At 63.9% G+C, this 23,695-nt stretch carries 24 protein-coding genes; 4 read left to right on the top strand and 20 right to left on the bottom strand.

The genetic code is table 11. The features are described from left to right. Positions 1–33: 33 nt before the first annotated feature. Entirely contained in the window at positions 34–264 is a 231-nt protein-coding gene (locus QU481_RS09090) for a sulfurtransferase TusA family protein (protein WP_289829640.1), read from the bottom strand. Between the two features lie 148 nt (positions 265–412). Here QU481_RS09090 and QU481_RS09085 point away from each other — a divergent pair, with 148 nt between their 5' ends. The 3 genes from QU481_RS09085 (at position 413) to QU481_RS09075 (ending at position 2,310) form a co-directional block, all read left to right on the top strand. Beyond that, positions 413–910, top strand: a complete 498-nt coding sequence (locus tag QU481_RS09085; protein ID WP_289829639.1) for a CNP1-like family protein — start codon at positions 413–415, stop codon at positions 908–910. A gap of 127 nt (positions 911–1,037) precedes the next feature. Next, complete coding sequence (locus QU481_RS09080; protein ID WP_289829638.1) at positions 1,038–1,928, top strand: DMT family transporter; 891 nt, start codon at positions 1,038–1,040, stop codon at positions 1,926–1,928. Between the two features lie 25 nt (positions 1,929–1,953). Then, on the top strand, positions 1,954–2,310 hold the full coding sequence (locus QU481_RS09075; protein WP_289829637.1) for a 5-carboxymethyl-2-hydroxymuconate Delta-isomerase: 357 nt from the start codon (positions 1,954–1,956) through the stop codon (positions 2,308–2,310). A 79-nt stretch (positions 2,311–2,389) separates the two neighbouring features. Here the strand turns inward: QU481_RS09075 and QU481_RS09070 are convergent, their stop codons facing one another. From QU481_RS09070 to QU481_RS09050, 5 genes are all read right to left on the bottom strand, one after another. Beyond that, positions 2,390–3,103, bottom strand: coding sequence for a ParB/Srx family N-terminal domain-containing protein (locus QU481_RS09070; RefSeq protein WP_289829636.1), 714 nt, complete (start codon positions 3,101–3,103; stop codon positions 2,390–2,392). Beyond that, a complete protein-coding gene (locus QU481_RS09065; protein WP_289829635.1) occupies positions 3,100–3,228 on the bottom strand; it encodes a hypothetical protein in 129 nt (42 codons plus the stop codon). The genes QU481_RS09070 and QU481_RS09065 overlap by 4 nt, the downstream gene beginning before the upstream one ends. 328 nt (positions 3,229–3,556) lie before the next feature. Further along, positions 3,557–4,135: a Spy/CpxP family protein refolding chaperone gene (locus QU481_RS09060; RefSeq protein WP_289829634.1), complete on the bottom strand. Its 579-nt coding sequence runs from the start codon at positions 4,133–4,135 to the stop codon at positions 3,557–3,559. A 297-nt stretch (positions 4,136–4,432) separates the two neighbouring features. Then, positions 4,433–5,482 carry a hypothetical protein gene (locus QU481_RS09055; RefSeq protein WP_289829633.1) on the bottom strand — a complete coding sequence of 350 codons (1,050 nt, stop codon included), beginning with the start codon at positions 5,480–5,482 and terminating at the stop codon, positions 4,433–4,435. A gap of 379 nt (positions 5,483–5,861) precedes the next feature. Beyond that, complete coding sequence (locus tag QU481_RS09050; protein ID WP_289829632.1) at positions 5,862–7,280, bottom strand: DUF2252 domain-containing protein; 1,419 nt, start codon at positions 7,278–7,280, stop codon at positions 5,862–5,864. Between the two features lie 737 nt (positions 7,281–8,017). Here QU481_RS09050 and QU481_RS23840 point away from each other — a divergent pair. Continuing rightward, positions 8,018–8,230 (top strand): transposase, encoded by a 213-nt coding sequence (locus QU481_RS23840; protein ID WP_353962183.1) that lies wholly within the window; start codon positions 8,018–8,020, stop codon positions 8,228–8,230. A 194-nt stretch (positions 8,231–8,424) separates the two neighbouring features. On the opposite strand, the gene moaC is transcribed toward QU481_RS23840, so the two are convergent. From moaC to QU481_RS08980, 14 genes are all read right to left on the bottom strand, one after another. Further along, positions 8,425–8,904: a cyclic pyranopterin monophosphate synthase MoaC gene (gene moaC, locus QU481_RS09045; protein WP_289829631.1), complete on the bottom strand. Its 480-nt coding sequence runs from the start codon at positions 8,902–8,904 to the stop codon at positions 8,425–8,427. A gap of 68 nt (positions 8,905–8,972) precedes the next feature. Beyond that, entirely contained in the window at positions 8,973–9,155 is a 183-nt protein-coding gene (locus QU481_RS09040; RefSeq protein ID WP_289829630.1) for a hypothetical protein, read from the bottom strand. After that, positions 9,155–10,066, bottom strand: coding sequence for a UDP-3-O-acyl-N-acetylglucosamine deacetylase (gene lpxC, locus QU481_RS09035; RefSeq protein ID WP_289829655.1), 912 nt, complete (start codon positions 10,064–10,066; stop codon positions 9,155–9,157). The genes QU481_RS09040 and lpxC overlap by 1 nt, the downstream gene beginning before the upstream one ends. Positions 10,067–10,167: 101 nt before the next feature. Then, a complete protein-coding gene (gene ftsZ, locus QU481_RS09030; protein WP_289829629.1) occupies positions 10,168–11,352 on the bottom strand; it encodes a cell division protein FtsZ in 1,185 nt (394 codons plus the stop codon). A 66-nt stretch (positions 11,353–11,418) separates the two neighbouring features. Continuing rightward, positions 11,419–12,630, bottom strand: coding sequence for a cell division protein FtsA (gene ftsA / locus QU481_RS09025; RefSeq protein ID WP_289829628.1), 1,212 nt, complete (start codon positions 12,628–12,630; stop codon positions 11,419–11,421). A gap of 42 nt (positions 12,631–12,672) precedes the next feature. Continuing rightward, positions 12,673–13,401, bottom strand: a complete 729-nt coding sequence (locus tag QU481_RS09020) for a cell division protein FtsQ/DivIB (RefSeq protein WP_289829627.1) — start codon at positions 13,399–13,401, stop codon at positions 12,673–12,675. Next, positions 13,391–14,302 (bottom strand): D-alanine--D-alanine ligase, encoded by a 912-nt coding sequence (locus QU481_RS09015; protein ID WP_289829626.1) that lies wholly within the window; start codon positions 14,300–14,302, stop codon positions 13,391–13,393. Before QU481_RS09015 ends, QU481_RS09020 begins: the two co-directional genes overlap by 11 nt. Before the next feature lie 61 nt (positions 14,303–14,363). Further along, on the bottom strand, positions 14,364–15,752 hold the full coding sequence (gene murC, locus QU481_RS09010; RefSeq protein WP_289829625.1) for a UDP-N-acetylmuramate--L-alanine ligase: 1,389 nt from the start codon (positions 15,750–15,752) through the stop codon (positions 14,364–14,366). Between the two features lie 47 nt (positions 15,753–15,799). Further along, a complete protein-coding gene (gene murG, locus QU481_RS09005; RefSeq protein ID WP_289829624.1) occupies positions 15,800–16,870 on the bottom strand; it encodes an undecaprenyldiphospho-muramoylpentapeptide beta-N-acetylglucosaminyltransferase in 1,071 nt (356 codons plus the stop codon). Positions 16,871–17,204: 334 nt separating this feature from the next. Next, a complete protein-coding gene (ftsW, locus tag QU481_RS09000) occupies positions 17,205–18,362 on the bottom strand; it encodes a putative lipid II flippase FtsW (protein ID WP_289829654.1) in 1,158 nt (385 codons plus the stop codon). Then, entirely contained in the window at positions 18,362–19,735 is a 1,374-nt protein-coding gene (murD, locus tag QU481_RS08995) for a UDP-N-acetylmuramoyl-L-alanine--D-glutamate ligase (protein ID WP_289829623.1), read from the bottom strand. Before murD ends, ftsW begins: the two co-directional genes overlap by 1 nt. 3 nt (positions 19,736–19,738) lie before the next feature. After that, the gene (gene mraY, locus QU481_RS08990; RefSeq protein WP_289829622.1) at positions 19,739–20,824 is read right to left on the bottom strand and encodes a phospho-N-acetylmuramoyl-pentapeptide-transferase; all 1,086 of its coding nucleotides are present in this window, start codon (positions 20,822–20,824) and stop codon (positions 19,739–19,741) included. A 47-nt stretch (positions 20,825–20,871) separates the two neighbouring features. Continuing rightward, positions 20,872–22,218, bottom strand: coding sequence for a UDP-N-acetylmuramoyl-tripeptide--D-alanyl-D-alanine ligase (locus tag QU481_RS08985; protein WP_289829621.1), 1,347 nt, complete (start codon positions 22,216–22,218; stop codon positions 20,872–20,874). Then, a complete protein-coding gene (locus tag QU481_RS08980; RefSeq protein WP_289829620.1) occupies positions 22,205–23,692 on the bottom strand; it encodes a UDP-N-acetylmuramoyl-L-alanyl-D-glutamate--2,6-diaminopimelate ligase in 1,488 nt (495 codons plus the stop codon). Before QU481_RS08980 ends, QU481_RS08985 begins: the two co-directional genes overlap by 14 nt. Between the last annotated feature and the right edge of the window lie 3 nt (positions 23,693–23,695).

Below are 23,695 nucleotides of genomic sequence, written 5' to 3'. Positions count from 1 at the left end.
GAAAAATCGAAAAAATGTTACGTTATATCAATATCACTTACGACGCAGCACCATCCGGAACTTCCCCTCGGCCGTGGTGCTCGATTCCAGCAGCGCATTGCCGGTCTGGCGGCAGAACGCCTCGAAGTCGCGCGGCGCGCCGGGGTCGGTGGCGATCACCTCGAGCACGGTGCCGCTTTCCATGCCGGACAGCGCCTTCTTGGCACGCAGGATAGGCAGCGGGCAGTTGAGCCCGGAAAGGTCAAGCTGTAGGTCGGTCTGCATGGCAATGGAATACCTCAGGATCGCGGAGTCGATTGGCCGGTCAGCCGAACCCCGCGGCCCGGCCGGCCAATCGCGCTAGAATGGACGTTTGCCATTGTACGCCGGAGGGGGGCGAAGCCCCAACCGGCCCGATCTACGGGAGATGCATTTGAAACGCCTGATCGCCGCGACCGCGCTGTCGCTGTTGGCCCTGCACGGCTACGCCAGGGACACGATGAAGTACTCGAACTATGCCTTCGACGAAGACAAGCCCTGGCAGGAAAACGACACCGCGCTGCCGACCTACCCCGCCCAGGCCGACTGGGTCGGCTTCTACGTCACCAACACCTTCGCCAACCAGGCGGCGATCGACGCCAAGAGCCTGAGCATCGACACCGACCATGTGATCCGCTACGTGCTGCAGGTGAAGAGCCCGGCCGGTGCCGAGAACCTCAGCTACGAAGGGCTGCGCTGCAGCGGCCGCCTGAACAAGACCTATGCGTTCGGCGACACCGTCAACCACCGCTGGATCAAGTCGCAGAAAGCGGACTGGAAGCCGCTGCCCGACGAACTGCGCGGCCGCGTGCGCACCCTGTTCTGCGAAAACGGTACTCCGCTGGACAGCAACGCCGCCGTGGCGCTGCTGCGCGCCGCACCCAAACAGTAAGGACACGCCTCCGCGGCCAGTCGCGCAGCGGGGCGGCGTCATCTGCAGAGGGCAGACGGATGCCCACAGCCCATGACAGGCAGGTGAAGCTCGGCGACAATGGCGCTTTCGTTCCATCCGTTTTCCCATGTCGACCCGCCTCACCGGTTCCCTGCAAGTGCTCGCCTCGGCCGCCGCCTTCGGCAGCATGGCGATCCTGGCCCGCTATGCCTACGCCGACGGCGTCAGTGCCAGCACTCTGTTGTTCCTGCGCTTCTTTCTGGCCGGCGCCTTGCTGCTGCCCTGGCTCATCTGGCAGCGCCAGCCCTGGCCGCGCGGCCGCACCCTGCTGGCGCTGATCCTGATGGGCGGGCTCGGCTACACCGCCAGTTCGCTCTGCTATTTCAACGCCCTGCGCTTCGCCTCGGCCGGCACGGTGGCGCTACTGTTCTACCTGTATCCGGCGGTGGTGCTGCTGCTGTCGACGCTGTGGCTAAAGGAAAAGCTCACCCGCCATCGTCTGGTTGCCCTGCTCCTGGCGCTGGCAGGGTTAGCGATCACCGTCGGCCAGGATCTGTCGACGCAGCCGCTGGGCCTCGTGCTCGGCCTCTCCACCGCCCTGCTCTACTCGCTGTACATCCTGGCCGGCAGCCGCTTTGCCACCGGGGCACCGGCACTCCCCGCCGCTGCGGTCGTGATCCTCGCCGCCGCCGCCAGCAACGGTGCGCTGGTCGTGGGCGCGGGCTTCCACGGCCCGGCAAGCTGGCATGGCTGGGCGGCGGTGCTGGGAATGGCGCTGCTGTGCACCGTGGTCGCGCTGGCGCTGTTCCTCGCCGGTCTCGGCAAGATCGGCGCAGCACGCGCCGCGGTGCTATCCACGCTGGAACCGGTAGTGACACTGGCACTGGCCTGGCCGCTGCTCGGCGAGGCGCTGTCAGCGACACAACTGGCCGGCGGCGCACTGATCCTGCTCGCGGTGCTGCTGATCAGCCGCGAGGCCGACCCGCAACGCACCGTGCTGACCGACCTGCACGATTGATTCCTGATCCGAAGGAGAACACCCCATGCCGCACCTCACTGTCGAATATTGCACCGAGCTCGCCGACGACCTCGCACCCCGCGAGCTGCTCAAGGCCCTCAACCGCACGCTGATCGCCAGCGGCCTGTTCAGCGCGACCGACATCAAAAGCCGTGCGGTCGCGCTCGACACCGTGCTGGTCGGCGACGGCGCGCCCGACCGCTTCGTGCACATCGAGGTGGCGCTGCTGTCGGGTCGGTCGATCGAGGTACGCCGGAAATTGGCCGAGGCGCTGCTCGCCAGCGCCGAAACGGTACTGGACGAGACCGCGCAACGGCCGCTGCAGGTGTCGGTCGAAGTGCGGGAACTGGACAAGGAGTGCTACGCCAAGCGCGTACTCTAGCGCCGCTGCGGCCGCCGATTCGGCCTGCTCTGGCCAAACGAGGCCCGCTTCGGCGGGCCTTTTTCATGCAACCGGCGCGTCAATGTGTAGGGCAAACCGCCCCCGAGTAGCCGGGCAGATCGGCGGCCGCCGGGGCGCAGGCGGCGGCGCGTGCCGCCTCGAGCGTGGCGGGCAGCGTGGCGCGCTCGATCGGGCGCCAGCCGAGCTGCTCGCCCAGGTACTGCGCCCAGGCGAACTCGATGAAGTACACCTGGCCGTCCTTGCGGAACAAACCAGCGTGCTCCGCGTAGCCGGCCAGCGAGCGATATGGGTAGTCGGGCAACGCCGCGATAGTCGCCGGCAGCGTCGCCGGATCGAGCGCCTTGCCGTGTTCGTCTTTCAGCCACGCCCAGTGGCGCGCCTGCATCGTCGGCCAGAAGCCGGCCGCATCGGCGAGTCGGCCCTCGATCTCCGCCGGTACTTGGCGCACGCCGTTATCCCACAGCGCACGGCTCAGGTGGTGGCGGTCGACCAGGTAAAAGCCACCGTCGGGGCCGATCACGATAGGGATGCGCTTCTTGATCAGATAGGTCTGGAAAGCCTCGGGCGAGTCCTTGCCGGCCCGCTTGGCCAGCCTGGCGCGCTCGTCGGCCACCTGCATCAGGCCAACGCCGGGCTGGGTCGGATGCAGCTGCACCAGCGGCACTTCGCAGCGGCTGCCGACCGCGCTCTGCGGCGTGCACGCCGGCAATGTCTCGGCCGACGCAAGGTTGCCCAAAAGCCCCAGCAGCAGCGCCAGCACCAAGCGCCTCATTCGTCACCCTTCCCGTGGCCGGACTTGCCACCTTCCTTCGTCAGCAGGCGCGCACCACCGCTCTCCATGCCAAGATCCACCGCCTTGCAGCTATCGTAGGCGGCCAACGGGATAACAGTCATCAATTTAACCACTTTGTTTTTATAAAACTTTCAAAAACCAGCATGTCTTGCCCCCTGAGCGGGACAAAATGGGGACAGGATTTTCTGGTCCCGACCAGTCAGCATTCTACAGCCACGCATTCAGCGCAGGCCAAGCCCTCAAGAACATGTCGCTCCTTGCAAAGCCACCCATCGCATCGACATTGCGCCTTTCGGCGCGCCTTGGGTGATATCGCCGCCTTGCCTCAGGGAGACATTACTGCAGGTGCGGCGCCTGGCTGTACATGGCAAGCCGAGCCTATGAGCAAACCCGTACCGACCAGGGGCACCTGCATTCACATCCCCACTAGGCTTACCAGCCCCCGCCTTCCCAATAGCTGCGCAGTTTGTCCTGCTGCTTTTTGGTCAAAACAGCATCGATGCGCTTACGCGCGTCGACCGATGTGTTGTACATCTTTTGCTGAAGTTGCTCGTAGGTCTTGTTGGCCGCATCGATCGCAGCCTTGTCGGGTTTGGGGTCCGCATACAGGTCACGCAGCTTGGCTTGTTGGTCCTGCATCTCCCCCATCAGCGCCCAATGAGACCTACGGGTTTCATCCTGGATTTTATTGATCTTGGACTGCTGTTCTTTGGTCAAATCCAGGCCGCGGCCCCAACCATAAGAGCCCATCATGCCAGGCCCCATGCCAGGGCCCCCCATCATTCCCGGCCCCATGCCGCCGCCGCCATAGCCTCCCATCATCCCAGGGCCCATGCCATAGCCGCCACCGTGGCCTCCCATCATACCGGGGCCCATACCATGACCCCATCTCCCACTGTCTGAAGATCTGGATGCCTCTGGCTGAGCAGCCAGGACGCTTGGCATCGCGGCGGTTAACGCTATCGCCAATACCGATGCTGCAAGCCGCGTGAATGGTTTAGTGTTTCTCATGGACATCTCCTATTCGTTAGAGACTTGTTTCAACCATTGGGCAGAAGCCCACTACTCTCCCGAATGCAATAGGCCGGTTCTGTTTGGCAATCCATCAATCTGCAGAGAGAAAATTGCTAAGCTAATTCATAGCATCAAAGACGCCCACAAAGTGGCACTATTGCACAGCGCTCTTCATTCTCCTGCCCTGTACCTAAGAGATAATGCAGCGTTTCTGGCTGCGGTACACTTCGACCGAGAAACTCATCATCGAACGGACCAATACTGGCGACACCGGCCTGCGCCAGCTCATTCAGATCAACCTGCCGGGATGGTAATGATCGGCTGCCCCTTCGCAGGTCCAGTATCCGTCAGCGAAAAAATCATCATCAGCGCCGTAAAGCCCAATTTAGACCTGAAGTCCCGATCGTCGATCCAGTACCAGTAATTGCGGTATGGCACGGCCACAATGGCATCGTCCGGCTTGTCGCGCCCGCTGTGGATTCGGACGAGGGGCTTGAAGCCATCGACCGGGTCTGTATCGAAAACTGCCGTTTTGAGCACCCGGCCTTCGGCCACCATCGCATCGGGCACCTCGATAGAAGCCGCAATATCCATCAGGATTTCCAGCATAGAGCGGGTGACCAGCGCAAGTTCCGTGTCGTTTGCGGGGGCCGAGCCGTAGACCACGTGAAATTCATTGAGGCTTTGGCGGATGCCGAGGATCTCTCGTACGGTCTGTCTGTCCTGCTGAAGTGCCGACGTCATCTTCTTCCGGTTCAGGATCAGCACAACCAATTCAGCGCCCTTTGTCTTGTCGATCCGCATACCCACGGCCCCAGAGGCCTGAACCCGACGCAATGCCGCACAGAGTGTCAGGAACTCCGGATCGGCCCCCCTCGCCCGCGCTCCCGCTCCGAAGCGGTTCTGCACCCCGTTGGCGGAGCTGACCAGCAACTGCATGATGAAGTCTGCCGCATAGCCGGACTGGATCAGAGAGAGCACAACCCCGGGAGCGATAGGGGTCATCAAGCTGCGGGTGAAGCGATCACCGCTCAGGGGGTTGTAAGTGATGGTGGGCTTATCGGCGTAATGTCCCGAGCCCCCTAAGGCCGTGGAGTCGAACGCCACAGAACTGCCAGATGCCCATGTACTGCCCAAGCTGACCTGCGCCTCAAGCGTGTAGGAGTTGGTGATCGAGGCGACATCCAGAAACATCGGTGTGTCCCCGTAACGCATCTTGACCAGATTGAGCAGCATCATCTGCTTCCAGGAATGGTTGATCGCGTGATCGTAATCGAAGCGGTCTCGGCCAATCGTTCCTGGGCCCATGCTGGCGCAGCCCGAAATAGCGAGGGCCATCGCCATGGCAGCCACGGCAGCAAACACCCTCCGCTTTACCGGTAAGTACGATCGAGTTCCCATCGTGACTCCGCTAGGCATTGCCATTCAATGGTGGCCGGGCAGGCATTGGACGGTCAGGCAGAACCGGGGGGCCGCGTCGCTGAACTCAGGCATACGCACGCACCTGCCGCTACGTTTTCCTGCCTTGTCCCATCCTGTCCACCAGATCATCAACAAACCGCGCTGAGTGAGCGCAGTGCTTCACTCGGTACTGGCTGGTGCAGATATGCCCCCTGCTGCGGGCTTGGTAGAACAGCAGGGCGGCTCCCTGCGCCGATTTCCGTAACAGCGCCGATCAGCTTCATGCACTGTTCTAATGCTCGGTATCGAAGCAAGATTAACTTTATAAGTCTTCCTCGATCAGCGCCTCGACTCGACCATGGTTCACCGCCGCCACCAGCAACGTGTGGTCGAGTAGAGTCTGAGCCGCATACGCCAAGGCAAACTTGCCGATGGCCTCGTCGAATACGGTGGACTTGCCCAAGTAGCCGCTAATCAATGACGCGGCCGCCCAGCTCGATTTGGCATGAGCGTGGGCCAGGGTCCAACCGCACACTTCGGCGTACCGTTTGAGCATCTCTGCGGATAATCCGACCAATGGGAGGGAAAATTTCATGTCCCGCAACTGGCGTCCAAAGTAATGGAAGCCGCGCTGGCCATGTGTCCAGCCCAGAAAAATGTCGCTGGAGGACTGCATCAGTCGCTGGCCGATGACGACACGTTGCCCGTGATTGTCGTAGAGGCTCTTGCCTGCATAAGGTTCAAGCACGGAAGGACAGGCTTCCTTGAATTGCAGAAGCAGCGGGTGGTCGTCCGCGGAGAAAAAAAGCCCGACAAGACAGCGTGTTCCTACGCTGCCGATGCCGACTACCTTCACCGCTATGTCTGCCAGACGGTAGTTGTCGAAGAGGCAACGCCGCTCATCTGGCAAAGATAGGCGATAAGCTTCCAGCGCATCATGAATTACTTTCACCTGGTTCGTTTCCGTCATATGGAAGAGCACCGGCGGTTGATCGACGAGGCGGCGATGCCCCTCTACCGACTCCACAATCTTGGGCGCCAGATATTCCCCTACACGGCTACGCGCCTTTTCGGCAAAAGCTTCCCGCCTCTTTTTTGCCTCGGCACCCGGCGCCATGTCGATAAGCGTTTGCACATCGAGACGGTGATACCACACTTCCAGCGGACTCATCTTTGAATACATCCGCATGCGCTCCCGATAAGCGCGCACGCACTCAATCGCGCAAGCCTCAGCATCCTTGTCGGAGAGGTTGTCATCGCGTGCAGCGACCGCAAAACTGGCCGCCAGACGTTTGACATCCCACTCCCACGGCGCGGGAAGCGTTTCATCGAAATCGTTGATGTCGAAGATCAGATTACGCTCGGGGGTGGCGAACAGGCCGAAATTCAAAAGATGACAATCCCCACAGGCTTGCACCCGAATGCCAGAGGTGGGCGTGTTAGACAGGTCGTAAGCCATCAGCCCTGCGGAGCCACGCAGGAAAGTGAAAGCGCTGCGCAACATGCGCCCGTAGCGGATCGGAACCAGTTCGGCGAGTCGCTCGCGGTTGGACTCTTCCAGCACGTCAACGGGATCGCGGCGTTTGGCTGAGGGACTCCACTCGGCGTGGCTCTCACGCGGCACTGCCGTGCGCGTCGCCTTGCCAGCCGCGATGAGCTCTGAGCGCGGCAACAACACCTGCGCGTGGTACCCTCCTCCCACCTTCTTCGCTTCCGCGTACTTTTTCTTGAGGGTGGCCATCTCCTTCGCTCCTTTCATCTCACCGTGGTACGTGAACGGCTTCCCGCCTTGGTCTGGGTCAAGCCATGCAGGGGCATCCGCTCAGGAATGCCGCGAACCTCAAGTAGAGTGGGCATTCGCCCGCATTGCCCCCCGCAGTTCAAGGCACATGTCAGCGGTGAAAGCCGTCGGGGGTCAGAACCAGGCGGCGATTTGCAAGGGCGTCCTGCCTACTAAGGCCCGTCGCCTCCGCAGCCGAGAGAGCCTAGCCTGCCCCCGTCATCGACGGACTCGTCAACGAGCCTGACTGGCTTGCCTTTTCAACAAGGCCATCGCCTTGTAAGCCGCCTTGTAAGCCGTTTCCCCCCCCGTGAGTCGCGTCTCCGGCTGCCTGCCTGCGCGCGTACATATAGTCTAGGTGGCAAGGCGTTCTCACACATCCTCAGCCGCGATGTGACATGACGACCGTCAACCAACGAGTGCCAGACGTTCGAGCAGCATGCGTTTGCCCATAGCCAACGGGTGGGCGATGACCTGTTCGCCAGGTCATGAGCGACTAAAATTGTCCCCCTCGGCCTGTCAGCCAATGCGCGTAAATTTGCTTTATAGAGGGACTTTGCTGAATAAATCGTCCATGCCGAGCGGTGCCGCTAAAAAGACACCATGAGAAAACCCCGCCCTCACAAGAGCAAGACACCTACTGGCAAATCGATAGCACCGCTCTCAAGACCCATGGGAAGCTCAGGCTGGATAGAAACATGGTCAAACGAGGTAGCCAGCCCGCCTTCTCCGATGCGGTCATTCAGTTCGACAATCAACTACCCGTTCGATCTGACGCTGTGACAGACGATTGGCAAGAGAACCTTCTGAGATTGGCCAATCTGGAATGGCCCGGGCCTGACTTCAGCAGGCAGTCACACCGGCAAAAAGTCCTGCAAGTCCGTATCCCGGCCTGGCAAAGGGATGACTAGTGGGGGAAGTGGAAGCTCAACCCTACATCGCCGCCCTGGCGGATGATTGAAGCCATTGGGGCACCTCGTTGGGACAAACGAGGGACAAGAAGTGAATTTCAGCGGGTTGGGTCAACGAACCGGCAACAAGCCAGCCAGCCTCATCGGTCAACTGGCTTTGCCACAACAGCTAGCTGTTTCAAAAAAACAGACAGTTAGCCTTCGACCTTCCAGTGGCCGGACTTGCCGCCTTCCTTCTCCAGCAAGCGCACGCCGCCGATCTCCATGCCGCGATCGACCGCCTTGCACATATCGTAAATGGTCAACAGGCCGACGTTGACCGCCGTCAGCGCCTCCATCTCCACCCCGGTCTTGCCGACCGTCTCGGCGGTCACCACGATGCGCACCGCGTGTGCTGCCTCAAGCAGCTCCAGCTCCACCGCCACCCGGGTCAGCGCGATCGGGTGACACAGCGGGATCAGGTCGGCAGTGCGCTTGCTCGCCATGATCGCGGCAAGCCGGGCAATGCCGATCACGTCGCCCTTTTTGTGGCTACCGCTCTGCACCAGCGCAAAGGTGGCCGGCTGCATGCGGATATGGCCCTCGGCCACTGCGCGGCGTGCGGTATCGGCCTTGGCGCCGACGTCGACCATGTGGGCCTGGCCGGAGGCGTCGAAATGAGTCAGTTCAGACATGGGGATTCCTCGTTACACGATGCTCTACAGTGTAGCGGGCTACCGGAATGGCAGCGAGGCAGGAGGTGTTACAGCAGGAAGCGCCGGGCAACCCAAAACAAGGCTACCAGGCCGGCGACGTAGGCCGACCAGCGGATCGCCAGCCTGGCCCGGTACAGATACTCGCGGTTGCGCGTCAGCATGTAGCAGGTGATCGCCCAACCGACGATCAGGATCACCGCCAACAGCCACATCCGCAACAGCCAGAACATCAACCCACGTCCGGAAGGCGGTGAAAGCTCGACGGCACCTGGGTCGGGTCGGTGAAGCTGACGTATTCCCAGGCATCAGGCACAGCCAACAGCACGCGCAGCAGCTTGTTGTTCATCGCATGGCCGGACTTGTGGCCGGAGAAGGCACCGATCAGCGGATGGCCGATCACGTACAGGTCGCCGATCGCATCGAGAATCTTGTGACGCACAAACTCGTCCGGGAAGCGCAGCCCCTCCGGATTGAGCACGTACTCGTCGTCGATCACGATCGCGTTGTCGAGGCTGCCGCCCAAACCCAGCCCGTGGCTGTGCATGTACTCGACCTCGTGCATGAAGCCGAAGGTGCGGGCGCGGCTGATTTCCTCGATGTAGGAATGGTGGGCGAAATCGATCGCCACGGTCTGCGGCGCCTGATTGAACGCCGGATGGTTGAACTCGATCGACAGCGTCACCTTGAAGCCGTCGTGCGGTTCGAGCCGCACCCATTTGTCGCCTTCGACCACTTCGATCGGCTTGAGGATGCGGATGAAACGCTTGGGCACCGTCTGATCGACGATGCCCGCACTCTGCAGCAGGTAGATGAACGGGGCGGCGGAGCCATCCATGATCGGAATCTCCGCCGCGCCCACCTCGATCAGCAGATTATCGAGGCCCAGCCCGGCAATGGCGGACATCAGGTGCTCGATCGTGCCGACACGCACGCCGGTATCGGTTACCAGCGTCGAGGAGAGACGCGTGTCGTTCACGAGCGAAGGCTGCACTTTCACATCGACCGGCTCGGGCAGGTCGGTGCGACGGAAAGTGATGCCCGCATCAGGCGCGGCCGGCTTCATCACGAGCAATACCCGCTCGCCGGAGTGAAGGCCTACGCCGGTAGCACTGATGGGCTGAGATAGCGTGCGCTGCTGGATCATGGTAATCGCGACGGGCAATAAGACGGATACGCTGATGTTAACACAGCGCGACCCGGTAACTTATTGATTGCCGCAAGCCACTCAATAGCGCAAAACTATCAATCTGCCTGCTTGCGCAGGAACGCCGGGATATCGTACGACTCGCTCACCTCCGGATTGGAGAAATCGGTCGACAGCGGGGCCGAACGACGGCCGCTCTGACGCATCACCGCCGGCACATCCAGATCGTTGTAGTCAATCACCTCGACCGCTCGGTCGTCGGTGCCGGTCTTCACGATCTTGATGTAGTCCGGACGCTCGTCGCGCTGCGGCTTCTTCGAGCCCAGGCCGGTGGCGATCAGCGTCACGCGGATCGCGTCTTCCGGCATGTCTTCCACTTCGGCGGTACCGAACTTGATCTGCGCCTCATCGTCGGCGTACTGACGCACGATGCCCATGATCTCGCGGTATTCGCTCATCTTCAGGCAGCCCGGCGCGGTCGAGATGTTCACCAGCACGCCGCGGGCGCCGTCCAGGGTGATGTTGTCCAAGAGCGGGCTGGCCACGGCCTGTTCAGCGGCTACGCGAGCGCGGTCGATGCCGGCAGCGTGCGAGGACCCCATCATCGCCAGGCCCATCTCGCTCATCACGGTGCGCACGTCGGCGAAGTCGACGTTGATCAGGCCCGGGCAGGTGATCACTTCGGCGATGCCGGCCACGGCGCCGCGCAGCACGTCGTCGGCGGCGCGGAAGGCTTCGCGCATGGTGATGTCTTCGCCCAGTACTTCCATCAGCTTGTCGTTCGGGATCACGATCAGCGAGTCAACGTGCTTCTTCAGGTCTTCGATGCCGGCCTGCGCCACGCTCTGGCGCTTGCCTTCGTGCTGGAACGGACGGGTCACCACGCCCACGGTCAGGATGCCCAGCTCCTTGGCCACTTCAGCCACCACCGGTGCGGCGCCGGTTCCGGTGCCACCGCCCATGCCGGCGGTGATAAACACCATGTTGGCGCCACGCAGCGCATCGGCGATACGCTCGCGGTCTTCCAGCGCGGCGTTGCGGCCCACTTCAGGGTTGGCGCCAGCGCCCAGGCCACGGGTCAGCGTGGTGCCCAGCTGCAGGCGGATCGAGGCGCGGTTGCGCTTGAGCGACTGCGCGTCGGTGTTGGCGCAGATGAACTCCACACCGCGCAGTGTGCCCTCGATCATGTTGTCGATCGCGTTGCAGCCTCCGCCGCCAACGCCGATCACCTTGATGACCGCCTCCTGGGCGGTCTCCTGCATTACCTCAAAAACCATGCTCATCTTCACTCTCCTCGTTGGAACTGAGCGTTCACACCCGAGCCTCGTTACCCGAAGTCTGCCGGCGGCTCAGAAATTGCCGGCAAACCATGCTTTCATCTTGGAGAACATCGAACCGATGCTGCCCGCCTCCACCTTCGGCCCTACCTGGATCTGCGTCTGGTCCTTGCCATACATCAGCAGGCCGACGCCGGTCGAGAAACGCGGATTCTTCACTACTTCGGCCAGACCGCCGACGTACTTCGGCGCACCGATACGCACCGGCAGGTGGAACACCTCTTCGGCCAATTCGACCATGCCCGGCATCATCGCCGCGCCGCCGGTCAGCACCACGCCCGACGACAACAGCTCCTCAAAGCCGGAACGGCGCAGCTCGAGCTGCACCAGTTGGAACAGCTCCTCGACACGCGGCTCGATCACCTCGGCCAGGGTCACGCGCGACATCTGGCGCGGACCGCGCTCGCCCACGCCAGGTACCTCGATCATCTGACCCGGCTCGGTCAGGGACACCAGCGCCACACCGTGCTGGATCTTGATGTCCTCGGCTTCCTTGGTCGGGGTGCGCAGCGCCATCGCGATGTCGCTGGTGATCTGGTCGCCGGCGATCGGGATCACCGCGGTGTGGCGGATCGCGCCATTGGTGTACACCGCGATATCGGTGGTACCGCCGCCGATGTCGATCAGGCACACGCCCAGGTCTTTCTCGTCCTCGGACAGCACCGCCATCGCCGACGCCATCGGCTGCAGCACAAGGTCGGCCGCTTCCAGGCCGCAACGGCGCACGCACTTGCCGACGTTCTGGGCCGCCGACACCGCGCCAGTAACGATGTGCACGCGGGTCTCCAGCCGCACGCCGCTCATGCCGAGCGGCTCGCGCACGCCTTCCTGGCCGTCGATGCTGTATTCCTGCGTCAGGATGTGCAGCACCTGGTGATCCGGCGGGATCGTCACGGCCCGGGCGGTCTCGATCACGCGATCGATGTCCATCTGGGTGACTTCGCGATCCTTGATCGCCACCATGCCGTGCGAGTTCACGCTCTTGATGTGGCTACCGGCGATGCCGGTGAACACCTCGTGAATCTTGCAGTCGGCCATCAGCTCGGCCTCTTCCAGCGCTCGCTGGATCGCCTGCACGGTGGATTCGATGTTGACCACCATGCCGCGCTTCAGACCGCGCGACGGGGTCTGGCCCATGCCGACGATGTTGATCTGGCCCTCATCGAGCACCTCGGCAACGATCGCTACGATCTTCGAGGTGCCGATGTCCAGACCCACCAGCATGTTTTTGCTTTCCTTAGCTTTGCTCACCTGTCGCTCCAACACTTAAGGCTTTGTCTTGTGCGCCGGGGTGCCCTTGTAATCCGGCATCCGCACGGCGAATCCATTCGGGTAACGCATATCCACGTACTCAATCTTGTACGGCAGCGCTGCCAGGTTTCCCTTCCAGTACTCGGCGAAGCGACGCGCCCGCGCCTCTACGTCGTCGCGGCCCAATTCGAGCCGAATCTCGTTCGACAGTTCGACACGCCATGCGCCGCGCGCCGACATTTCCACCTGCACGGCGCTCAGGCCGGAACGCGAAAGCGCCTGCTGGATCTTCGGCAGTGCCGTCGCCAGCGTCTTCTCGCTGCCTGCCGACCCGATCAGCACCGGCAGGTTCTGATCACTCGCCGCGTCGAACCACTCGCCGTTGGTGTCGATCAGCCCGTTCTCGCCCCAGCGCGCCAGGGCGACATGTTCTTCCACCGTGATGAACAACGCATCCGGCCAACGGCGGCGCACCTGCGCATCGCGCACCCACGGCAGCTTCTGAAACGCCGCGCGGGTCTTGTCGATGTCCAGCGTAAAGAACGTGCCGGCCAACTCGTGCTCGGCGATGTACTTCAACTGCACCGGCGTCACCCTCTTCAGCGCGCCCTGGATATAGATCGAACGCACCGGGAACAAGGGCGAGTGCACCAGCCAGAAACCACCGGCGTACAACAGCATCGCCAGCGCCGCCAGCCTCAGCGCATTCGCCAGGCCCCTAAGCGCCTGGTGGTTATCCCACATGAGCCGCAGCCAGCACCTTCACACACAGGTCCTCGTAACTGAGGCCCTCCGCACGCGCCGCCATCGGCACCAGGCTATGACTAGTCATGCCCGGGTTGGTATTCACCTCGAGAAGGTAGATTCCCCCCTCCTCGTCCATCAAAAAGTCCACCCGGCTCCAGCCGGCGCAGCCGAGCACCCGGAATGCCGCCAGGCACAGTTCGCGCGCCCGCTGCTCCACCTCCGGCGTCAGTCCGGACGGGCAGCGGTACACCGTGTCGTCGCGGAAGTACTTGGCCTGATAGTCGTAATACTCCGTGGCCGGCTCGATCTTGATGGTCGGGTAGGCCTTGTCGTCGACGATCGCGCAGGTGTACTCGCCGCCACCGATAAAACGCTCCGCGATCACGATCGGGTCGAACTTGCGCGCTTCTTCATAGGCCGCCTTCAATTCGCCAGGGTTCTTCACCTTGGTCACGCCGATGCTCGAGCCCTCGGTCGACGGCTTCACGAACAGCGGCAGGCCAAGCTTCGCCTCAATCGCATCGAAGTCGCTGTTGTCGGTCAGCAACTCGAAATCCGGGATCGGCAGGCCCGCACCCTTCCACAGCAGTTTGGTACGCCACTTGTCCATGCAGATCGCCGAGGCCATCACGCCGCAGCCGGTATACGGGATGCCCAGCGTCTCGAGCGCGCCCTGCAGCGTGCCGTCCTCGCCAAACGGTCCATGCAGGATGTTGAACACCCGGTCGAAGCCCTCGCTCTTCAGGTGCTCCAACGGTTTCTCGGCCGGATCGAAGGGGTGTGCGTCGACACCCTGCGACAGCAGCGCCGCCAGCACGCCGCTACCGCTCATCAGCGATACCTCACGCTCCGCCGAGCTACCGCCCATCATCACTGCCACTTTGCCAAACTGCTGCATGCTCATTTCTATCCTGTAAGGCCGGGCGTCCCCGGCCGGTTACTTGTCTTTCTACTGGTCTTTACTGGGCGGCCACCAGCTTGGCCGGCACCGCGCCGATCGACCCTGCGCCCATCGTCACCACCACGTCGCCCGGACGTGCCACATCGAACACGGTCTGTGGCAGCGCAGCGATGTCGTCGACGAATACCGGTTCGACCCGACCGCCGACCCGCACCGCACGCGCCAGCGCGCGACCGTCAGCAGCAACGATCGGCGCCTCGCCGGCGGCGTACACCTCGGTCAGCAAGAGCGCATCGACGGTCGACAGCACCTTGACGAAGTCCTCGAACAGGTCGCGGGTGCGGGTGTAGCGGTGCGGCTGGAATGCCAGCACCAGTCGCCTGTCCGGAAACGCACCGCGCACCGCGGCGAGCGTCGCCGCCATCTCAATCGGGTGGTGGCCGTAGTCGTCGACCAGCGTGAAGTGACCGCCATCGATCGCCACCTCGCCGTAGCGCTGGAAGCGCCGGCCAACGCCGGCGAATTCGGCCAGCCCCTTCTGGATCGCCTCGACACTGGCACCGCATTCGATGCCGATCGCAATCGCGGCCAGGGCATTCAACACATTGTGACGACCCGGCATGTTCAGCACCACCGGGAAACGGGTGAGCAGACCATTCTTTACCACCACCTCGAAGCGCATCCGGCCGGCGTCAGCCTCGACGTTCTCGGCATAGACATCGGCGTCATCCGTGAGGCCATAGGTGGTCACCGGCTTCTTCACTTGCGGCAGGATCTCACGCACGTTCGCGTCGTCGATGCACAGAACGGCGCGGCCGTAAAACGGCAGACGGTGCAGGAAGTCGACGAAGGCCTGCTTCAGCTTGTCGAAGCTGTGGTCGTACGTATCCATGTGGTCAGCGTCGATGTTGGTCACCACCGCCATCACCGGCGCTAGGTGCAGGAACGACGCATCCGACTCGTCCGCCTCGGCCACCAGGAAATCGCCAGTGCCGAGTCGGGCGTTGCTGTTCGCCGCGGTCAGCTTGCCGCCGATCACGAAGGTCGGGTCGAGCCCGGCCGCCGCCAGCACCGACGCGGTCAGGCTGGTCGTCGTGGTCTTGCCGTGCGTACCGGCGATCGCGATGCCCTGCTTGAAGCGCATCAGCTCGGCCAACATCATCGCACGCGGGATCACCGGGATGGCGCGCTCACGCGCGGCCAGCACCTCGGGGTTGTCCGCCTTCACCGCCGTGGAGGTCACCACCACGTCGGCATTTTGGATATAGGTCGCATCGTGACCGAAGAACACGCGCGCGCCGGCCTCGGCCAGCCGCTTGGTCGCGACGCCATCGGCCATGTCGGAGCCCGACACGGTGTAGCCGAGGTTGAGCAGCACCTCGGCGATGCCGCACATGCCAACGCCGCCAATGCCTACGAAATGTATGTGTTTGACCCTGTGTTTCATGCTGCTTCTCTGTCACCTTCCCCGCCGCCGGTTGGCCGCGAGACAAATCATTCCTGCGTCAGTTGTTCGCACACGTCGGCAACCCGCGCCGCCGCGTCGGTCAGGGCCTTGGCACGTGCCGCCTCGGCCATCCTCAGGCACTCGGCCCGGTTCAGCCCCCTCAGCCAACCGGCGAGGCTCGCTGCGTCGAAATCCTTCTGCTGCACCAGCCGTGCCGCACCGGCATCGGCCAGGAACTTCGCGTTGCCGGTCTGGTGGTCGTCCACCGCATGCGGGAACGGCACCAGCAGGCTGCCGACGCCAGCGGCGGCAAGTTCCGCCACCGTCAGCGCCCCGGCACGACACAACACCACGTCGGCGGCGGCGTATTCGGCCGCCATGTCGGCGATAAAGGCACGGCAGTCAGCCGCCACGCCGGCCTGCCGGTAGTTCGCCTGCAACGCCTCGATCTGCTTCGCGCCGGCCTGATGCACCACCAGCGGACGCTCGCTTTCGGCCAGCATCGCCAGCGCCTGCGGCACGGTGTCGTTGAACACCTTGGCGCCGAGGCTGCCGCCGACCACCAGTACGCGCAACGGACCGCTACGGCCGGCGAAGCGCTCGGCCGGCGTCGGCAGCGCGGCGATGTCGGCGCGCACCGGATTTCCGACCAGGCCCTGCGCCCCCGGGAACGCGCCGGGGAAAGCGAACAGCGTGCGGCTGGCGATCTTGGACAGCACCCGGTTGGTCAGCCCGGCCACCGAGTTCTGCTCGTGCACCACCAGCGGCTTCCACAACAGCCGCGACATCAGGCCGCCCGGAAACGCCGGGTAGCCACCGAAGCCAATTGCGATGTCCGGGCGATGATTGAAGATCACCACGGCGCTCTTCAAGAGCGCCCGCACCATCACGAACGGCAGTGTCAGCTTGCGCAACAAACCGTTGCCACGCACGCCGCGAATCTTCAGCGTCTCGATCTCGATGCCGTGCTCCGGCACCAGCCGCGTTTCCATGCCGCCGTCGGCACCCAGCCAGATCACTGCCCAGCCGCGCGCCGCCAACTCCTTGGCGACCGCGAGGCCCGGGAAGATGTGTCCGCCGGTGCCACCGGCCATCACCATGATCGTGCGCTTTGCCATGTATCCTTCTTTACCTGCCTGTTCGGCCCATCTGGGGCCGCTATTGTCTGCTCGTTTCGCATACGACGCACTGCTAGTCGCCAAACGGTGTCGCCTCTATATGAAGCGCGACACTCTATGCCAATGTTCTTTTTTGCGCTACATCTTGTAGTCGCGCATCACCCGACGGTTGTTGCTCTCGCCCCCTCCGCCGGGGTCGGGCTTTCGCCCTTCGACCTGTCGGTCCCGCTGCCCGGCTACACCTTGTAGCCACGCATCACCCGGCGGTTTTAGCTGCGCTCCCTCTCGCCGAGGTCGGGCTTACGCCCTCGGGCCTATCGGCCCCGCTGCCCGGCTACACCTTGTAGCCGCGCATCACCCGGCGGTTTTCCCAGTCGACCCTGAGCAGCACCGCCATCGCCGCCAGGTTCATGATCAGCGCCGAGCCGCCGAACGACATCAGCGGCAGAGTCAGACCTTTGGTTGGCAGGATGCCCATGTTCACGCCGATGTTGAAAAAGGTCTGGATGCCGAGCCAAATGCCGATGCCCTGCGCCACCAGCGCCGGGAAGTAGCGCTCCAAATCCTTGGACTGGTCGGCGATGCGGAACGCGCGACGCACGATCCAGGCGTACATGCCGATCACCACGCAGATGCCGACGAAGCCGAACTCCTCGGCGATCACCGCCATGATGAAGTCGGTGTGCGCCTCGGGTAGGTAGAACAGCTTCTCGACGCTGGCGCCCAGGCCAACACCGAACCATTCGCCACGGCCGATCGCGATCAGCGAGTGCGACAGCTGGTAGCCCTTACCGTACGGGTCGTCCCACGGGTCCATGAAACCGAGCACCCGCTTCATCCGGTACGGCGACAGCACGATCAGGAGCACCACCGCGACCACGCCGAAGATCGCCAGGCCGGTGAAGATGCGCATATTGATGCCGCCGAGGAACAACAACCCCATCGCGATCGACGCCACCACCATCAGCGCACCGAAGTCTGGCTCCATCAGCAGTAGGAACGCCACCACCAGCATCACGCCGAAGATCGGGAAGAAGCCCTCCTTGATGCTGTCGAGCTTGGCGACGTTCTTCACCACATAGCGCGCACTGAACAGCACCATCGCGAATTTCATCACCTCGGACGGCTGCACGTTGAACACGATCAGCGAGATCCAGCGCCGCGAGCCGTTCACCACCCGGCCGATGCCGGGGATCAGCACCGCAAACAGCAACACCAGCGCGATCAGGAACACCCAGCCCGCCCTTTCCTCCCAGAACTTCACCGGGATGTGGAACACCATGTAGGCGAGCCCAAGACCGATCGTCATGAACACCGCGTGCCGCACCAGGAAGAAGTAGCGGCTGTGCATGGTGGGGTCAGCCTCGGCCGAGGCAATCGACGCCGAGTACACCATCACCAGGCTGAACGACAGCAGCAGCGCGATCGCCCACGCCAGCGCCTCGTCGAGGGCGGTAGTGGGGACGAAACGACGAGCCTGGGCGCCGACCATCATGACGGATGTCGCTCCTGTTTGATCGCTGCCACCGTGTCGATGAACACCTGGGCGCGGTGGGCGTAGTTACGGAACATGTCGAGGCTGGCGCAGGCCGGCGACAACAGCACCACGTCGCCACTTACGGCCAATGCGGCCGCCTGGCGGGTCGCCTCTTCCAGCGTCGCGCAGTCGACCAGCATCAGGTCCGAGCCTTGCAGCGCCGCGCGCAGCCTGGGCGCATCACGGCCGATCAACAGCACCGCGCGGCCAATGCGCGCCAGAGCCGGTTTCAGCGGCGCGAAATCCTGGCCCTTGCCGTCGCCGCCGGCGATCAGCACCACCTTGCGGGTCATGCCGTTGAGCGCCGCCTCGGTGGCACCGACATTGGTGCCCTTCGAGTCGTCGATGTAGGCGACGCCGTCGAACTCGTCGATGAGCTCGACGCGGTGCGGCAGGCCCTTGAAGGTGGTCAGGCCGTCGAGCAGCACCGTGCGCGGCAGGCCGATCGCCTCGGTCAGCGCCAGTGCAGCCAGCGCGTTGGCGGCATTGTGCAGGCCGGTCAGCTGCAGGCTGGCGACGTCGAGCAGCTTCTCACCGCGCGAGGCCAACCAGTAGCGGCCATCCTTCTGGATCAGGCCATAGTCGGCCGATGCATCCTGCAGAGAGAACCACGCCACCGTCCGGCTCGGGCGGCTCATCGCACGGCACAGCGCGTCGTCGCGGTTGAGTACCTGCACGCCGCTACCGCCAAACACTGCGGTCTTGCTGTGCGCGTAGTCGAGCAGATCCTGGTAGCGGTCGAGGTGGTCTTCGGAAATGTTCAGCACCGTCGCTGCGTCGGCGGCGAGGCTGGTGGTGGTCTCGAGCTGGAAGCTCGACAGCTCAAGCACCCACACGTCCGGCCACACGCCGCTCCGTTCGCGCTCCAGCAGCGCCTCCAGCACCGGCAATCCGATGTTGCCAGCCACCACCGTGTCGAGACCAGCGGCCTGGCACAGATGGCCGACCAGCGAGGTGACGGTGGTTTTGCCGTTCGAGCCGGTGATCGCGATCATCTTGCCCGGGCGCGACTGCAACGACAGCGCCAAGAGTTCCACGTCGCCGACCACCGGGCCACCAGCCGCAATGTACGCAGCTACCGCCGGCGTTGCTAGCGCCACACCGGGACTGACCACGAGCAGATCGGCGTCGGCGAAGCTGGTCTCGTCGAATGCGCCGCAACGCAACGCCACGCCTGGCAGCCGTTCGGCCAATGTCGCCGTGTTCGGCGGAGTCTCGCGGCTGTCGGCCACTGTGACGCGTGCGCCGTGCGCGGCGAGCCACATGGCGCTGGCAAGCCCGGTATCCCCCAGGCCGACGACGATGACGTGCTGATTGGCGAAGTTCATGGCTTACCTCAGCTTCAGCGTCGACAGGCCGGCCAGCACCAGCATCATGGTGATGATCCAGAAGCGCACCACCACCTGGGTCTCCTTCCAGCCCTTCAGCTCGTAGTGATGATGCAGCGGCGCCATGCGGAACACCCGACGGCCGGTCAGCTTGAACGATGCCACCTGCAGCATTACCGACAGCGCTTCCATCACGAACAGGCCGCCCATGATGAACAGCACGATCTCCTGGCGCACGATCACCGCCACGGTGCCAAGCGCGGCGCCCAAGGCCAAGGCGCCAACGTCGCCCATGAATACCTGTGCCGGGTAGGCGTTGAACCACAGGAAGCCCAGGCACGCGCCGCAGATCGCCGCGCAGAACACCACCACCTCATGCGCACCAGGGATGAACGGCAGCGCCAAGTACTTGGAGAACACCGCGTGGCCGGCCACATAGGCGAAGATCGCCAGTGCCGCCGCGACCAGAACCGTCGGCAGCGCGGCCAGGCCGTCCAGGCCGTCGGTCAGGTTCACCGCGTTCGAGGTGCCGACGATGACGAAATAGGTCAGCACGCAGAAGCCGATCGCGCCGAATGGGTAGACCACGTTCTTGAAGAACGGCACGATCAGCTCGGTCGACGTCGGCAGGCTGGCGGTACCGATCAGGTACACGCCGGCACCGATCGCGATCACCGACTGGCCGATCATCTTGGCGCGCGCCGACAGACCCTTCGGGTTCTTGTGGACAACCTTCTTCCAGTCGTCGATGAAGCCGATCGCGCCGGTGCCGAGCAGCACCGCCAACAAGAGCCACACGTATTTATTGTCCAGCTGCGCCCACAGCAGGGTGGTGATCGTGATCGACAACAGGATCAGCGATCCGCCCATCGTCGGCGTACCGGCCTTGACCAAGTGGGTCTGCGGGCCATCATTGCGCACCGCCTGGCCGACCTTCAGTTCGGTCAGCTTGCGGATCACCCACGGGCCCAGTACCAGCGCAATGCCGAGCGAAGTCAGGCACGCCAGCACCGCGCGCAGCGTGATGTAGTTGAACACTTTAAATGCGCGGACGTATTCACCCAGCCAATCCGCTAACCAAACAAGCACTTATCAAACTCCCAATCATTCCAGCCCGCCCCGTGGCGTGCCGTGTGTTATCCGTTCACCAGGTGGTCGACCACCCGTTCCATCTTCATGAAGCGCGAGCCCTTCACCAGCACCGTCGCGTCGGTTTTCAGCTCGGCATCCAGCGCTGCCAGCAGCGCCGGCAGCTCGTCGAATGCTTCGGCACCGTTGCCGAACGCCTCGGCCGCGCGACGGGCCAGCGGCCCCAGCGTCAGCAGCCGCTCAATGCCCCGCTCACGGGCATACGCGCCGACCTCGGCGTGCAGTGCCGGGGCGGTGTCGCCCAGTTCGCCGATGTCGCCCATCACGAACACGCGCGGCGCGGCGAAGCCGGCCAGCACGTCCAGCCCGGCCTTCATCGAGTCCGGGTTGGCGTTGTAACTGTCGTCGAGCACGGTGGCGCCGCAAGCGGCACGCTTCTGCTGCAACCGGCCCTTCACGCCAGCGAACGCGGCGAGGCCCGCCGCGATCGTCGCGAGAGGCACCTCGAACGCCAGCGCCACCGTCGCGGCGGCCAGCGCATTACGCACGTTGTGCAGCCCGGCAGCCGGTAGCGTCACCGCCACCTTGTCCGCCGGACTCACCAACGTGAAACGGCTGACCAGGCCGGCCAGCTCCACCGACTCGGCGCGGACCTCGCCCTGCTCCAAGCCGAAGCTCAGCTGGCGATGCCGGGTGGCCGCCTCGCGGAACAGCGCCGCGTTGCCATCGTCGGCGTTGATCACCGCCAGTCCCGTTTCGGCCAGGCCCTCGAAGATCTCTGCCTTGGCGCGGGCGATCCCCTCCACCCCATCGAAGCCACCCAGATGCGCGCGCAGTGCATTGTTCACCAACGCCACGTCGGGACGCGCCAGACGGGTCAGGTAGGCAATCTCGCCCGGATGGTTCATGCCCATCTCGATCACCGCATAGCGGTGCTGCCCGGTCAGCCGCAACAGCGTCAGCGGCAGGCCGATATCGTTGTTGAAGTTGCCGGCGGTGGCGAGCACCGCATCGGCGCCGGCATGCGCCGCAAGGATCGCCGCCAGCATCTCCTTCACCGTGGTCTTGCCGTTCGAACCGGTGATGCCGGCCAACTTCGGCGACAACCTGGCACGCCAGCCGGCCGCCAGCCGGCCCAGCGCCGCATGCGGATCGGCTACGCGGATCAGTGTGGCGCCCGGCAACGCGAAATCGTCGGCGACCAGCGCCGCCACCGCGCCGTCGGCCAGCGCCTGGGCGACGAAGTCGTGCGCGTCGAAGCGCTCGCCGCGCAGCGCGACGAACAGGTCGCCGGCCTGGATGGCACGGCTGTCGGTGACTACCCGGCCGACCGCGGCATCGACGCCGTCCAACCGGCCGCCGGCGAGCTGGGCTGCGAGCTCAAGCGTCAGCATGCGCGGCTCCCCAGGCGGTCAGCGCGTCCTCGGCGACGCGGAAGTCAGAGAACGGGTGCTTCACCTTGTTGATATCCTGGTACTCCTCGTGCCCCTTGCCGGCGATCAGCACCACGTCGCCCGCGCGCGCGGCCTTCACCGCCCAGTGGATCGCCGCGGCGCGGTCGACCTCGACATGGCCCGGCGACTTCATGCCGGCCAGGATGTCTACCAGAATGGCCTGCGGGTCCTCGGTGCGCGGGTTGTCGCTGGTCACCACCGCCACGTCGGCGAAGCGCTCGGCGATGCCACCCATCATCGGCCGCTTGCCGGCATCGCGGTCGCCGCCGCAGCCGAACACGCAGAACAGCTTGCTACCGGCCGGCCGGATCTCGGACAGCGTCGACAGCGCTTTTTCCAGCGCGTCTGGGGTATGCGCGTAGTCGACCACTACCAGGGGTTCGTGACCGCCGCCGACGCGCTGCATACGACCGCGCGCGGGCTGGATGCGGCCCAATACCCGGGCCGCGTCGGCAAGGGTGACACCGTTGACGCACAGCGTCGCAAGGCAGGCGAGCAGGTTGGCGGCGTTGAAACGGCCGAGCAATGCAGTTCGGATTGCCACCTCGCCCCACGGCGTGGTGACATCCATCACCAGGCCGTCCAGCGAAGCGGTCAGCGACAGTGGTCGCACATCGCCCTGTTCGAGACCGTAGCTCACCACTTGGGTACGTTCTTTATCGATGGCGGCGATCAATTCCCGGCCGAAAGCATCATCGGCATTGATCACCGCATGCTTGAGTCCTTCCCAGTGAAAAAGTTTCGCCTTGGCAGCGCCATAGCTCGCCATATCGTGGTGATAGTCGAGGTGGTCGCGGGTCAGATTGGTGAACACGGCGGTGGCGAAGCTGACGCCGTTGACGCGCGACTGGTCGAGGCCGTGACTCGACACTTCCATCGTCACCACCCGGGCGCCCTGGCGGTGGTATTCGGCCAGGCGCTGCTGGACGGTGACCGGGTCGGGCGTGGTGTGAGTGGTCTCGGTCAGCTCTCCATAGAAGCCGTTGCCGACGGTGCCGATCAGCGCCGCCTTCTGGTCGAGCAGGCTGAACGCCTGCGCCAGCCAGTGCGAGATCGAGGTCTTGCCGTTGGTGCCGGTGATGCCGATCACGGTCATCTGGCGGCTGGGTTGGCCGAACACGTGGGCGGCAACGATGCCGGCGCGCTCGCGCAGGTGCGGCACCGGCAGATTCGGTACGGTCCACTCCGGCTTCCAGGCGAAGCCGTCGGCATCATCCCACAGCACTGCGGCGGCGCCGTGCGCCAGCGCGGCTGGAATGAAGTCGCGGCCGTCGGTGTATTCGCCACGGCAGGCCAGGAACACGTCGCCGGGCAGCACGCGGCGGCTGTCCGCCTCGACGCGGCGGGCCGGAACGCCCAGTTTGTCGAGTTCGGCCAGGTTCCAGGCCGGCAGGGGGGTCAGACGACTGATCATGTC

This window comes from Crenobacter oryzisoli (assembly GCF_030385785.1).
In the GTDB taxonomy this organism is placed as follows: Bacteria; Pseudomonadota; Gammaproteobacteria; order Burkholderiales; family Chromobacteriaceae; genus Crenobacter_A; species Crenobacter_A oryzisoli.
This window is presented reverse-complemented; position numbering and strand designations above follow the sequence as displayed.